This window comes from Streptomyces sp. NPDC102278, from assembly GCF_044766345.1.
Taxonomy (GTDB): Bacteria; Actinomycetota; Actinomycetes; order Streptomycetales; family Streptomycetaceae; genus Streptomyces.
This window is the reverse complement of record NZ_JBIWLV010000007.1, coordinates 251,770-265,585: the sequence shown is the minus strand read 5'-3', so window position 1 is coordinate 265,585 and position 13,816 is coordinate 251,770. Positions and strand designations below refer to the sequence as shown.

Here is a 13,816-nt window from a genome sequence, read left to right as displayed (position 1 = left end):
CCGACGCGGGCCGGGGCGGATTCGGGTCAGCGGCGGACGTGCCAGTCGACCGTGGTGCGCAGGGTGCGGGCGATCTTCGGGTCGCGGACCGAGGGGGTGCGGTCCTCGACGGTGACGGACAGGGTCCGGGTGCGCGGGCCGAAGAGGAACAGATCCGAGACGCGCACCTCGGTCCGGCCCGCGAACCGCCTCAGCTCACGACCGTCCAGGTACCAACGCACCACGAGCTGCCGTCCGTCCGGCGCCGCCAGCCGGGGCACCGCGGCCTTCGCCGTGTCGCGCGAACGGAGCGTGCGGTCGGTGGGGGTGAGCGGGGTGACGGTGTTCGCGTGGCGGTGGAAACCGGCGATCATCGACTCGACGCCGGGGAGGTTGAAGGGTTTGTCCAGGACCCGCATGAGGGAGTTGTCGGTGGGTCGATTCAGGCCGGTGACGTAGTAGCCGCCGCCCTCGTAGGCCCCCACCCTGCCGCCGTCGGGGGACTCCTCGCCGAGCCATCGGTGCCACTTGGCACGGGTGCGGGCCATCCGGTCGGCGCTCAGCGTGGAGCTGTTGGGGTCCGAGGGCTCGGGGCCGGTGTACTTCTCGTAGTCCGGGGAGCCCGGGTAGAAGTACTCGTCGGCGAGTTTGCCGAGGGAGTGCCCCGTCTCGTGGATGGCGACCTGGCCCGACTTGGCGTTTCCGGCCGAGGCGGTGGATATGCCCTCGTAGCCGAGGGTGGCGCTGGGTTCGTTGTAGCCCGCCCCGCCGTACTTGGAGCTGTTGGCGAGGACGAGCACCAGGTCGGCGGCGGGCGCCTTCGCCACGTAGGCGTCCACCTTGGGCTGGTCCACGCAGAGCAGCCGTTCGATGTCCTCGCACCAGAAGTAGGACCCGAGCGCGGTGTCGCGGACGGTGGCCGGGTCGGGGTCGCCCGACACCCCGGACTGGCGGGACACGGCGTCGACGGTCCAGACGTTGAAGAGGCCCCGGTACGTCGTGTACGGCTCGACGGCCGCGATCTCCTCCCACTTGCGGCCGGCGTCCTCGTGGAACCGGTCGAGTTCGGCTGTGGTGTAGCCGTCGCCGACGACGACCACGTCGAGACGGTCCGCGGTGGGGCCGTTGTCGACGAGCGCGGTGACCTCTCCGTCGGCTTCCCGCTCGGCGGCGGAGAGCCGGGGCGCGGCCTTGGCACGACCGGCGACCGGTACCCGTACGTGGCCCGACCCGGCGATCCGGCCCTCTTGCGGGCCGGGTATCTCGACCTCCACGCCGGTGCCCGCGGCGGGCACCGCGACGGGCGCCGGCGCGGCGGCTCCCGCGGGTACGGCGGGTACGGCGGCGAACAGCACCGCGGTCGCCCCGGCCGCGGCGACGACCAACCGGACGGTTGAGTTCAAGGAGTCCCCCTCGGAGTTCAGTGCGTTGATAATCAGACTTAATCGGTTGCTTAACCTAGGGGCGCGCGAAGGACGTGCGCAATGGACTACTCCGGCCGGATGCCGCAGAGTTCACGTGGACAGGGGGAAGACATGGACGAACAGGCCTTGATCGGCAGCCGGGTTCATCGCCTGCGCATCGAACGCGGATTGACGCAACGCCGGTTGGCTGAGCCCGCCTACACCGCGGCCTACATCTCCACCCTGGAATCGGGCCGGGTCCGCCCTTCCGAGGCCGCGCTGCGCTTCCTCGCGGAGCGCCTCGGCACCTCCTACGAGGAACTGGCGACGGGCCGCCCGCCGCACCTGGCCACGGAACTGCGGCTGGCCCTGACCGACGCACAGCGCGCGCTGGCCACGGGCGCCGCGGACGAGGCGGCCGTCCACTACCGGCGGCTGCTCACCGACGCGGAACTCCTGGACCTCGCGCCGGAGCGGGCCGAAGCCCTTCTCGGGCTCGGTGACTGCGCCCTGGAAGCAGGTGAACTACCCCTGGCGACCGCCCATTTCGAGGCGGCCGAGCTGCTCCTCGCGGACGAGCCGCCGCCCCGCCGGGCCCGGGCGATCCGCGGCCGGGCGGTCGCGCACCTGCTGGCGGGTGAACTGCGGTACGCGTGCTACCTCCTGGAATCGACGATCGACGAACTGAACGCCGGCGGCCTGGGTGACCCCGAAGCGCTGGTGCTGCTGTACGCGGCGGTGATCGGCCCGTACATCGACATGGGCGCCCACGCGCGCGCCGCCCGCGCCGCCGAACTCGCCCTGGCCCTGGCCCCGCACGTCCAGGACCCGGCGCTCGTCGCGGGCATGCACCGCCAGGTCGCCCGTACCTTCCTCGCGGAGGGGCGGGTGGCCGACGCCGACGAGTCACTGGCCAAGGCCCAGGCGGTCTACCGCCAGCTGCGGCTGCGCACCGACCTGGCGCACTGCCATTGGATGCGCGGCTACGTACAGGCACAGAACGGCGAACTGCAGGCGGCGGAGGTCGAGTTGCGCACGGCCCGGGACATGCTCTCGGCCAAGCGCGCCGCCCTGTACACCGCCCAGGTCGAGGTGGAGCTGGCCGATGTACTGCGCCGGCTCGGCCGCCACGACGAGGCCGCCGGACTGCTCTCGGCGGTGCTGGAGCTGGGCGACCGTCACGGCGCGGTCCACGCGGGCGGCGCGCACCGGCTGCTCGGGCTGATCGCGGAGGAGCGGGGGGAGAGCGAGTCCGCGGAGGAACACTACGTACAGGCCCTGGCGCTGCTGGAACGCAGCGGGGCGACCGGGGACCTGGCCGACCTGTGCCGGCTGTTGGGCGACCTGCTGCGCCGGACGGGCCGGATCGAGGCCGCACTCGACGCGTACCGGACGGGCCTGGGCCACCGCGCCTGCCCGGGCACCACCACGCTGGGGCCCGCGCCGACGGGCCTGACCGCCGCTCCCCCGCTCGCGGGGTGAGCGCCCGTCTCAGGCGCGGAGCGCTGCGTCGAGATCGCGGATGTGCTCTCCCACGCGCCCCCCGCCGGGAGGCGCCGCGGGCAGCCGGCCGAGTACCGCACCGACGGCGGCCGGCGCGTGCTGTCGCGCCCATTCGAGGGTTTCCGCGGTGACCCGCTCGTCCTCCCCGCTCGCCAGTTCCTCCGCCCGCGCCGCGTGGGCCGCCGCACCGAGGATGTGTTTCACCTGGTGGGCGCTGGCCTTGGGATGGAGGAACGCGGCCGCCGCCGCGTGGCTCGCCGCTCGCGCCGCGGCCGCGGCCGCGGGTGAACCGGCGTCGGCCGCCGCCTTGTACGCCGCCCACGCGCGCTGCCGCAGAGCGGTCGTGCGCCGGCCGCCCCCGGCGAACTCGTCCGCCGCGTCGATGGCGGCGCGGGGGCGCGGGTCGGCGGAAAGGTCCTGCTCGAAGAGCGGCAGCGCCCTGCGGGCACACGCTGCCGCGTAACCCGTGATCTCACGCAGTTCGTCTTCGCTCAGTTCGATCGTGTCCGAGTCGGTTGGCATGCCCCAATCATGCAGCAGGTCCCGATTCGCCGCCCGTGCCACCGCTCCCCGCGTGGGGTCGCCGCCCCACCCGGTCGATCCGGGCGAGGCGGCGGCGGGGGTCAGGGGGTCAGGGTCCAGCGTTGGGCGGGGGCTCCGGTGCAGACGGCGCGGGTGAGCGGGGTGCCGTCGGCGGTCGCCGAACCCGCCGGGGTGAGGCATTGACCGGCGGTCCGCAGACTGCCGTCGGGGCCGGGCCCCCAGATCTGGGCGGTGGCCGCGCCGCACGCCCGTACGGTGACGCGGTCGGCGTTCGTCGCGTCGAGGCAGACGCCCCCGAGGCCGGCGAGGTGTCCGTCGGGCTGGAGGGTCCAGCGTTGGTTGGGGCCGCCGTGGCAGGTGTACAGGGTGGGTTCGGTGCCCGGTGTGGTGGCGCCGTGCGGCAGGTCGACGCAGCTCGCGGAGGCCGCGTTGACGAGGGTGGCGTTGCCCGGGAGCGGTGACGCCCGCCCGGTGAGGGTGAGTTCGGCGGCACTGGTCCAGGGGCCCCGGGCGCCCGCCTCGGTGAGGGCCCGCACGCGGAGGTAACGGCCGGCGCCGGCGGACAGCGGGATCGTCTTGGCTCCCGGGGTGTCGGCGAGGGTGCCGGTGGCGACGGGCGGACCCCAGTCGATGGGGCTGTCGGACACGTACACCTCGTAGCGGCCGATCCGGCCGTTGGCTCCCCCGTCCTGCCGGGGCAGGTAGCCGAGGGAGTCCGGCGTGTAGCGGGCGCCCAGGTCGACGCGGATCTCGTGCGGGAGCGCCGCCGGCGTGCCGGCGGACCAGGCGGTGTGCCAGATCGTTGACGGGTCGCCGTCGAAGGCGTTGCGGGCCGCACCGTTCTCGCCCGCCGTCTCCTGGCTGTCGGCGGAGAGCAGGCTCCAGGCCGCCTGGGGGATGGGGGCGGAGCCGGCGGGGACGGGTTCGGCCGGGGGAATGCCGGCGCCGGTGGCCGAGACGGCGAAGGCACCGGACTTGGTGCCCGTCTTGACCCACAGGACGCCGGAACGGTCGGCCGGGTCGAAGAACCAGCCGGTGGCGGCGGAGTCGTAGGCGCTCTTGGTGGTGAGCCGGGTCAGGGCGGAGCCGTCCGCGGTGAGGGCCGTGGGGGCGCAGGACACGTGCAGGGTGAGTTCGTACCCGCGCGAGGTCGGCTTGCCGGCGTAGTCCCCGGTGGGCGCGCCGACCTTGACGGTGACGTCGCCGACGCCGCCGGTGGGCGCGGTGACGTCCACCCGCTGGCGGGCGAAGGCGCCGGACTGGTGGGCGCGGGTGCGGCCGTCGTCCTCGTAGAGGCTGAAGGAGGAGGCCCCGCGCGGGTGGATGTCGTAGGTCAGGGTGGAGACGGGCTTCTCGCCCGTGTGGTTCATCTGCGGCCACATCGGCACGATGGCGCCGCCCTTGACGAACAGCGGGAGGGTGTCGAGCGGGGCGCGGTAGCCGTCGAGCCGGCCGGGGCCCCGATAGGTCTTGCCGGTCCAGTAGTCGGTCCAGGTGCCGGCGGGCAGGTGGATGCCGTCGCGGACGGTGGTGTCGGAGACGACGGGGGCGACGAGGAAGGAATCGCCCGCCATGAACTGTCCGCTGGTCTGGTTGCCCCGGGCCACCGGGTCGTCGGGGTACTCCAGGACCATGGCGCGGGTGCTGGGGACTCCGCTCTCGTGGGCGACCCGGCTCATCGTGTACAGGTAGGGCATCAGCCGCATCTTGAGCTGGAGGTACTTGCGGTTGACGGACAGGTAGGGCTCGGCGAACCGCCAGGGCTGCTTGTCCTGGTAGCCGGCCTGCGGGCCGGTGGCGCCCCAACCGGACATGGTCATGAAGGCGGGGGTGAAGGCCTTCCACTGGAGGTCTCGGACGTAGGTCCGGGGGCTGCCGCCGAAGATGCCGTCGACGTCCCCGGAGGCGTAGTTGAGGGCGGACAGGCCGGCGCCGGTGATGGCCGGTACGTGCCAACGCATGTCGTCCCAGGTGCCGTTGGTGTCGCCGGTCCAGACGACGGCGTTGCGCTGGGTGCCGGCCCAGCCGTCGACGGTCCAGACGTAGCGGCGAGCGTCGGAGTTCTTCTCGATGCCGTCCACGGCCTGTTGGACTCCGTCGAAGGCGTACTTGTAGCCACTGCCGATCCAGGCCACGTCGGTCTTCACGCCCCGGCTGCCGGCCGCGGCGACCTCGTCGGCGATGGAGCCGAGACCGGTGGAGGTCCACAGGCCCGTCTGGAAGCCCTTGGCCTTCAGGGCGTCCACGGTGGACTTCAGGGGTGCGGTGTAGCCGCAGCCGTACCCGTCGTTGGGCAGGAACCAGCCCGAGGGCATGTCGGCGGCGCGGGCGTCGCCCGCGTACCCGACCACGTCGGGCGTGGTCTGGTGGCGGGCGCGGTTGTGGTCGCCCTGGTAGTCGGGGTTGGAGGCGTTGAAGCAGTCGGCGTTGCCGAGTTCGAAGCCCCACATCGGCGCCATGAAGGGTTTGCCGCTGACGTCGGTGTAGGCGTCGAGCACGCCCTTGAGCGAGTCCCCGGCGAAGTACCACGCGTCGAAGCGGTTCTCGTCGTGGGTGAGGGTGGTGGGCTCGTTGAAGCCGTAGGACCCCGGGGCCCACGTGTTGCGCATGACGCCGTAGTTGTGGGTGGACATGTAGAAGGGGGCGGGGCTGGCGTTGGTGTTCTCGCGCCACTTGTTGTCGACGGCGATGGGCACGGTCTTCCCGCGCAGCGCCCACTCCCCCAGGCGCAGGCCCGTTCCGTAGAACTGTTCGTCGGCTCCGCGCGCGAGGTACTGGGTGGTCCGGCCGCCGGACCAGGAGGTCGGCCGGCTCTCCTCCCAGACGAGCGTGGTGTCGTCGGCCCGGTGGACGGAGAACCGCAGAGGGGCCTTGTACACCCGGATGGAGAGGGCTCCCGTGGCGATCCGGTGGTACGCGCCGGCGTCCGTGGTGGTGGAGTCGACGGGGCCGAAGTCGGTGGTGGGCGCGAGGTCCGAGCCGGCCGGGTCGTCGGTGAAGGTCCCGTCGGGGGCGAGCCAGAGCCGGAAGACGTCGGCGCGGGCGACGACCACGCGGGCCTTGGCGCCGCTGGTCGTGGTGACGGTGTAGGTGTTCCCGGACCGGCTGATTCCGGTGACGTCGCCCGCGGTGTCGGCGGCCACCGCGGACGCCGCCGCGGCGGGGCGGGCCATCGGTCCGGCCGCGGCCAGTCCGGCGACGGCCAGGGCGGCGGCGAGCAGTGCCGCCGCGCACCGTCGCCGTGGATTCCTGCTGAAGCGTGTCAGTGTCATGGGCAGCTCCTCGTGCGGTCCGGGTCTCGGACACACCGGCTTGGCATGCTCTCGGCAACATAGCGGCCGATGGCCCCCGTTTGAAGGAAGTTGCTTGAAGCCGGCTGATATCGAGCAGCTTTGAGCACGCGTCAGGGATCGGGCCGCGAGGACCGGCCATTGTCAGACCCCTCGTCCACCATCGGGACATGACGATCACCGCCCCTTCAGCCCTGGCCGGCCGCGACGAGTACGCCGACGCGATCGGCACGGCCATCAAGGCCTCCGCCGCCTATTACGGTTCCGGCGATTCGCCGCTCGACGACGCCTCCTTCGACCTCCTGGTCTCGCTTATCCAGGCGTACGAGGCCGCGTACCCGGAGCACCTGGACCCCGCCTCCCCGACCGGGAAGGTGGCGGGCGGCGCCGTGCCGGCCGGGGAGGTGGCCCACACGGAACCGATGCTCTCCCTGGCCAACGCCTTCGGCCCGCAGGACCTCGTCGACTGGGAGGCGTCGCTGGCGCGACGCCTGGGCGGACCCGTCACGGGCGGATACGTGGTCGAGCCGAAGCTGGACGGCGCGTCGCTCGCCGCGCGCTACCACCGGGGACGGCTGACGCGGCTGGTCACCCGGGGCAACGGAAGCAGCGGCGAGGACGTCTCGCACGCGATCGGGACCATCGTGGGATTGCCCCGCGAGCTGACCACGAACGCCTCCTTCGAGGTCCGCGGCGAGGTCCTGCTGACCACCGCCCAGTTCGAGCGGGCCAACGAGATACGCGCCGAGCACGGCGCCGCGCCGTTCTCCAATCCGCGCAACGGCGCGGCCGGCACGCTGCGGGCCAAGGGGCGCCCGTACACGGTGGAGATGACCTTCTGGGCGTTCGGCGCGGTCGCCCTCGACGGCGCCGGGGCACTGCCCGGGGGCCGGCACTCCGAGGTGATGGCGTACGTGGCCGGGACGGGCGTGTGGACGGCCGCGGCCACCGAGGCGGGCATGACGGTGGTGGACACGATCGCCGAGGTCCAGGAGCAGGTGGGGCGGATCTCCGCGCTCCGCGCCGTCCTGCCCTTCGGCATCGACGGGGTGGTGGTAAAGCTGGACTCGCCGGCCGAACAGGCGGCGGCCGGGACGGGATCACGCCATCCGCACTGGGCGACCGCCTACAAGCTGGCGGCCGTCGAGCGGCGCACCCGCCTGCTGGAGGTCACCTGGGCCGTGGGACGGACCGGCGTACTGGCGCCGACCGCCGTCCTGGAGCCGGTCGAGATCGACGGCTCGGTGGTGCGGCACGCGACGCTGCACAACCCCGCCGACATCCTGCGGCGCGGCCTGCGGCTGGGCGACACCGTCACCGTCTACAAGGCGGGCGACATCATCCCGCGCATCGAGGCGCCGGTGGTGGAGCTGCGCACCGGCGCGGAGCGGGAGATCGAGCTGCCCGAGGTGTGCCCCGGCTGCCAGGGGGAGATCGACCGCTCGCAGGAGCGGTGGCGCTGCGCGCAGCCCGCCGACTGCGGGCGGATCGCCGCCGTCCTGTACGCGGCGGGGCGCGACCAGTTGGACATGGACGGCTTGGGCCAGACGTACGTGCGGGCGCTGGTGGACTCCGGTCGGGTCCGCGACGTCGCGGACCTGTTCACGCTCGACCACGCGGCGCTCGCGGAGGCGGCCGGCAGCGAACGGCGGGCCGTGAAGCTGCTGGAGCAGATCGAGGCGGCGAAGGGCAGACCGCTCTCGCGGGTGTTCTGCGCCCTCGGGGTGATCGGCACCGGGCGGGGCATGTCCCGGCGTATCGCCCGACACTTCGTGACGATGGACGCGATCCGGGCGGCTGACGCGCGTGCGATGACGGCCGTGGAACTGGTGGGTGAGACCAAGGCGGCCGCGATCGTGGCCCGCGTCGCGGCGCTGGGTCCGGTCATCGACAAGCTGGCGGCCGCCGGCGTCAACCTCACCGAACCGCTCCCGGCGGTCGTGCCGGGGGCCGAGGAGGGGCCGTTGGCGGGTCAGTGCGTGGTGGTGACGGGGAAGATGACGGGCGCCCTCGCGGCGTACGACACCCGCGACAAGGTGCGGGAGCTGATCGAGCGGGCGGGCGGGAAGTCCGCGAGCGGCATATCGGGGAAGACCACGCTGCTGGTGGCGGGCGAGAAGGCGGGCGGCAAGGTCGCCAAGGCGGAGGCGGCCGGGATCGAGATCCTGGGCGAGGAGGCGTTCGCCGAGCGGATCGGCTCCTTCCTCACGCCCTGACCGGGATCGGCGGGGTCACGACCAGCAGGGGCGGCGCCGGGGACGTGTGGCGGTGACCGCAGGGATCAAAGACCAGTACGACGGGCTCACCCGGGCGCTGGCGCCAGGAGATCCGTTCCGGAGTCACCGCGCAGACCGCGCAGACGGGCAACGGGCCCGGTCGCTCCGGACACTCGGGCCCGGCCACGAGTGTCGGCGGAATCGAGTGCGTGTCACGCATGGAGGCTCCCTGGTCCGGCGGTTGTGCTGCTGGCACTGTGCCATGCGCGACGCCTCGTACGCACGGGCGGATCATCCAGTGTTCCGGCTGGTCAGAGGTAGGGTCACCAGGTCGATTCCGGGCCTCTGCGGGCACTTGGTGATCAAGTGATCCTCCGTTCGGCCTCGACCAGGCCTCGTTCGTACGCCGCGATCACCGCCTGCGCGCGATCGCGTACGCCCAACTTGCCGAAGATGCCCGTGATGTGGTTCTTGACCGTCGAGACGCTGATGTCCAGGTCCCGGGCGATCCCGGCGTTGTCCAGGCCCCGGGCCAACAGTCGCCAGATCTCCAGCTCGCGCGGGGTGAGCCCGTCGGGCAGGGCCGCCGTGGTGTCGGCGGACCGCGAACGGGGGTCGGGAGCCCGTACGTAGGTGGAGATCAGGCGGGTCAGCAGTCGGGGCGCCACGACGGCCTCGCCGGTGTGCACGGTGCGGACCGCCGCCATCAGCTCCTCGGGGGAGACGTCCTTGGGCAGGAACCCGTGCGCGCCGGCCCGCAGCGCGGCCACCACGTACTCGTCCATGTCGAAGGTGCTGAGGGCCAGTACGCGGGATTCGGGACACACCCGGGTCAGTTCCGCGGTGGCCCGCACCCCGTCGAGGACGGGCATCCGGATGTCCATGACGACGACGTCGGGGCGCAGGCGCCCGGCGAGGTCCACGGCCTCGGCGCCGTCCCCGGCCTCCCCCACGACCTCGACGTCCGGATCGGGGGCCAGGATCAGCGCCAGGCCCCGCCGCACCAACGGCTGGTCGTCGGCGATGAGCACACGGATCATCGGTGTGGTCCCTCTCCCTCTGCCGCGCCCGGTGTCACCGGCATGCGGGCCGCCACCCGGAAGCCGCCGCCGGCGATCGGCGCGGCCTCCAGGGTGCCGCCCTGCAGGGCGACTCGTTCACGCATTCCCATCAGACCGTACCCGGAGCCGGACTCCGACCTCGAAGGCAGTCCGCGGGGCGGGGGCGGGCCCGCTCCGTCGTCGCTGACCTCCACCGCGATCTCGTCCCGGCCGTACGTCAGGCGTACGTCGGCCCGCGCGGGTCCCGCGTGCTTGCGGGCGTTGGTCAGGGCCTCCTGCACGATCCGGAACACCGTCAGGCCGACCGTCGGCGGCAGGGGCCGGGCCCGGCCGTGGACGGTGAACCGGGTTTCCATCCCGGCCAGTCGGGACTCGGTGATGATCCGGCCCAGGTCGCCGGCGCCGGGTTGCGGGGCGGGCGGGGTCCGTTCGGGTTCCTCCCCGGCCCGCAGCACGTCGAGCAATTGCCGCATCTCGCGCAGCGCCATCCGCCCCGAGCCCTCCAGGGTGACCAGGGCCTCGCGGGCGGCCTGCGGATCGTGGGCGAGGTTGGCCCGGGCCCCGCCGGCCATCAGCTGCATGGTGGTGATGTGGTGGGCCACGATGTCGTGCAGTTCACGGGCGATGCGGCGGCGCTCCTCCGCCACGGCGCGGTCGGCGAGCAGCCTGCGGTTCGCCGCGAGCTCGCGCTGCCGGCGGCGGACCGCGACACCGGAGGCGACGACGATGCCCGCCGCGACGAGGTTGCCGAACACGCCCCAACCCGACTCGATCCACCGTCCGTTCCGGCCGATCAGCGGGATCGGCAGGACGGCCAGGGCGGCGGCCGTGACCACGGCGGGGCCGCGCGCCACGGTGACCGAGTACAGGGCGACGGCGAGGTTGGCCGTGAACCCCGGGGAGAGCGGGCTGACCAGGTTGAAGACCGCGGCGAGGACGAGCGCCGCCGCGAACACGGCCACCGGGCGCCGGCGCCTGGCCGACAGGGCCAGCGAGGCGAGCACCAGCAGACCGAACGCGGGGACGCTGAGGGTCAGTCCGGCGTCCATGGTCCCGATCGAGTAGCCGGTCAGGTCCACCGCGCCGGACCCGATGGCCACCAGGGCGTCATTGCGGGTCCAGGTGAATCCCCCGACGAGGGCCGGGACCCGCGGGCCGCCCGGATCGGCCGCCTCACGCGGGCCGTCTGGATCGCGCGGATCGTACGGATCACGCGGGCCGTCTGGATCGTGCGGATCGTACGGATCGCGCGGGCCGTCTGGATCGCGCGGGCCGCCCCTTCGACGCGTGCGCATGCCGACCGGTCCCCCCTCGTCGCCGATCGCGCCGGTCCGTACCGGTGCGCCCCGGGTGACGTGCGTGATCCATTCTCCCATCGGGCCAACCGCGGGGGCCCGGGCCCGGAGGTGGATCCCCGACCGGGACCCCGGTCCTGGTCCGGGCGCCGGCCGCGGACCCCGGTCCCGGGTGCGGGCTCATCCCGCGCACCGACGTTTCGGGCCCCGTCCGGTGATGGGCTGGAAGCAGCCGGGGAACCCCGGTGTCGGCTCCCGTTACGGAGGACCAAGTGATCCGCGCCCTGACCGGCTACGCCACCCGAAGTCCATGGAAGGTGATCGCGCTGTGGGCGGTGCTGGGCATCGCCCTGACCCTGCTGGGGCAGGCGCTCGTCTTCCGCGCCACCCAGGCCTCGTCGGGCGCCTTCCTGCCGGCCGGGTACGACTCGGCCGCCGCGTTGCGGGTCGCCGAGCGGCACTTCGGGGCCAGGCCCGACGCCAACCCCTCGACCGTGTTGGTGGCCCGCTCCGACGGGGAACCGCTGACCGCCGACGACGAGCGGCACATCGACGCCGGGGCGGCGAAGCTGACCCGGCGCCCGGTCGTGATGCCCCGGTCCGAGGACGCGTTGCCGTTCGCGCGGGACCACTCCCAACGGCCCGTGGTCGGAGCGGCGATGACGGCGCCCGATCGCGGCTTTCGACTGCTGTCCGTGGAGTTGACCGGCAACCCCACGGATCCCGGGATGCAGGACCTGTACCGCGCCTTCCGGGAGCAGGCACGGGCCGAGTTCGCGGAGGCGGGGCTGCGGACCGGGTTCACCGGCGGACTGGCCGACACCGTGGACTCCGCGGACGCGGGCAAGACCCGGACGACCGTCGTGGGCATCGTGATGCTCCTGGTGATCGTGCTGCTGCACGTCCTGGTCTTCCGCAGCTTCCTCGCCGCGCTGCTCCCGCTGCTCGCGGTGAGCGTGATCGGGGGCGCGGCGGCGGGCGCAGTGGTCGGCTCGGCCGTGCTGGCCGGCATCGACCTCGACCCGTCCACACCCCAACTGATCAACGTGGTCCTGGTGGGCATCGGCATCGACTACTTCCTCTTCCTGCTGTTCCGCTTCCGCGAGCAGTTGCGCGACCGGCCGGAGCAGTCCGGTCGGGTCGCGGCGCGGGAGGTCGCGGGCCGGGTGGGCACGGCGATCACCTCGGCGGCGCTGACCATCGTGGCGGCGTTCTCCACGCTCGGGGTGGCCACGTTCGGCCAGTTCCGGGTTCTGGGGCCGGCGATCGCCGTGGCCGTGCTGGTGATGCTGGTCGGCAGCCTGACCCTGATGCCGGCGATCCTCGCCGTCACCGGCCGCAGGATGTTCTGGCCCTCCCGGGGGCTGAAGGGCCGGCCCCGCGAGGGTGCGGCCGCGCGGATGGGTGACCTGGTGGCCGGGCGGCCCCTGAGGGTGGTGTTCGCCTCGGTGGCCCTGTTGGGGGCGCTGACCGCGGGGCTGGCGGGGATGCGGATGGACTACGGGCAGGGCGGCGGCGACGGGGAGCGCACGGCCGCGACGGAAACGGCCGCGGAGATCGCCGGCGCGCTGCCGGCCGGGGTGTCCGACCCCACCGGCGTGTACGTCACCGCCTCCGACGGGGGCGTGTTGAGCCCGGAGCGGCTCGGTGGGCTCGTCGAGGCCCTCCGCGCGGTCGACGGAGTGGGCCAGGTGGCCCCGATCGTGCTGAGCGAGGACCGGAAGGCGGCTCGGGTGGACCTGTTCCCCACCGCCGATCCGCGTCGGCCGGAGGTCCGCGACCTGGTCTCCGGGCCGATCCGGGACACGGTGGCCGCGCACCGACCGGCCGGTACCGAGGCGCACGTCGGCGGGACCGCGGCGGTGTTCGCGGACATCTCCGAGGCCGTGGACGAGGACCTGAGGGTGGTCTTCCCGGTGGCGGCGGCGCTGATCGCGCTGATCCTGCTGGTGTTGCTGCGGAGCCTGCTCGCCCCGGCCGTCCTGATGCTCTCCGTGGGGTTGGGCTTCGCCGCCACCCTGGGCGCCTCGGCGTTGGTCTTCCAACACGGTCTGGGCCGCACCGGGGTGGACTTCACGCTGCCGCTGGTGCTGTTCCTGTTCGTGGTCGCGCTGGGGACCGACTACAACATCCTGATCGCCGACCGGATCCGGGAGGAGATGGAGCGCCCCGGTCCGGCCCGCGCGGCGGTGGCCCGGGCGGTGCGGCACACGGCTCCGGCGATCGCGACGGCGGGCCTGGTACTGGCCGCCTCGTTCGGCAGCCTGGCCGTCGGCCCCGGGTCGGCGACCCGGCAGATCGGTTTCGCGACGGCGCTCGGGATCCTGCTCTCGGCTTTCATCCTGTCGATCGCGCTGGTCCCGGCGCTGGCGGCGCTGCTGGGGCGGAGCATCTGGTGGCCGCTGCGGCCGCGCGGAGCGGCGGTCCGGGCCGAACCGGCGCCGGCGCCGGCGCCGGCTGAACGACGGGTCGGGTCGAACGAACCGCGGAGCCGGGTCGGCTGAAAGCCGAACCACCGGGTCGGCC

8 protein-coding genes are annotated in these 13,816 nt (G+C 73.4%); 3 read left to right on the top strand and 5 right to left on the bottom strand.

The window, feature by feature from the left end; genetic code table 11:
* Positions 1-26: 26 nt before the first annotated feature.
* Entirely contained in the window at positions 27-1,382 is a 1,356-nt protein-coding gene (locus ACIRO3_RS19680; RefSeq protein ID WP_404138290.1) for a M64 family metallopeptidase, read from the bottom strand.
* Positions 1,383-1,514: 132 nt separating this feature from the next.
* On the opposite strand from ACIRO3_RS19680, the gene ACIRO3_RS19675 reads away from it, so the two are divergent.
* On the top strand, positions 1,515-2,864 hold the full coding sequence (locus ACIRO3_RS19675; RefSeq protein WP_404138287.1) for a tetratricopeptide repeat protein: 1,350 nt from the start codon (positions 1,515-1,517) through the stop codon (positions 2,862-2,864).
* A gap of 9 nt (positions 2,865-2,873) precedes the next feature.
* Here the strand turns inward: ACIRO3_RS19675 and ACIRO3_RS19670 are convergent, their stop codons facing one another.
* Both ACIRO3_RS19670 and ACIRO3_RS19665 read right to left on the bottom strand, forming a co-directional pair.
* Positions 2,874-3,407: a putative immunity protein gene (locus ACIRO3_RS19670; RefSeq protein ID WP_404138284.1), complete on the bottom strand. Its 534-nt coding sequence runs from the start codon at positions 3,405-3,407 to the stop codon at positions 2,874-2,876.
* A 101-nt stretch (positions 3,408-3,508) separates the two neighbouring features.
* Positions 3,509-6,700 carry a TIM-barrel domain-containing protein gene (locus ACIRO3_RS19665; RefSeq protein ID WP_404138281.1) on the bottom strand — a complete coding sequence of 1,064 codons (3,192 nt, stop codon included), beginning with the start codon at positions 6,698-6,700 and terminating at the stop codon, positions 3,509-3,511.
* Positions 6,701-6,888: 188 nt separating this feature from the next.
* Between ACIRO3_RS19665 and ligA the strand changes: the two genes are divergently transcribed.
* A complete protein-coding gene (ligA, locus tag ACIRO3_RS19660; protein ID WP_404138278.1) occupies positions 6,889-8,934 on the top strand; it encodes an NAD-dependent DNA ligase LigA in 2,046 nt (681 codons plus the stop codon).
* A gap of 362 nt (positions 8,935-9,296) precedes the next feature.
* Here the strand turns inward: ligA and ACIRO3_RS19655 are convergent, their stop codons facing one another.
* Both ACIRO3_RS19655 and ACIRO3_RS19650 read right to left on the bottom strand, forming a co-directional pair.
* Positions 9,297-9,974 carry a response regulator gene (locus ACIRO3_RS19655; protein ID WP_404138275.1) on the bottom strand — a complete coding sequence of 226 codons (678 nt, stop codon included), beginning with the start codon at positions 9,972-9,974 and terminating at the stop codon, positions 9,297-9,299.
* On the bottom strand, positions 9,971-11,095 hold the full coding sequence (locus ACIRO3_RS19650; RefSeq protein WP_404138272.1) for a sensor histidine kinase: 1,125 nt from the start codon (positions 11,093-11,095) through the stop codon (positions 9,971-9,973). Before ACIRO3_RS19650 ends, ACIRO3_RS19655 begins: the two co-directional genes overlap by 4 nt.
* Before the next feature lie 467 nt (positions 11,096-11,562).
* Here ACIRO3_RS19650 and ACIRO3_RS19645 point away from each other — a divergent pair, with 467 nt between their 5' ends.
* A complete protein-coding gene (locus ACIRO3_RS19645) occupies positions 11,563-13,794 on the top strand; it encodes an MMPL family transporter (protein ID WP_404138269.1) in 2,232 nt (743 codons plus the stop codon).
* Positions 13,795-13,816: the final 22 nt, after the last annotated feature.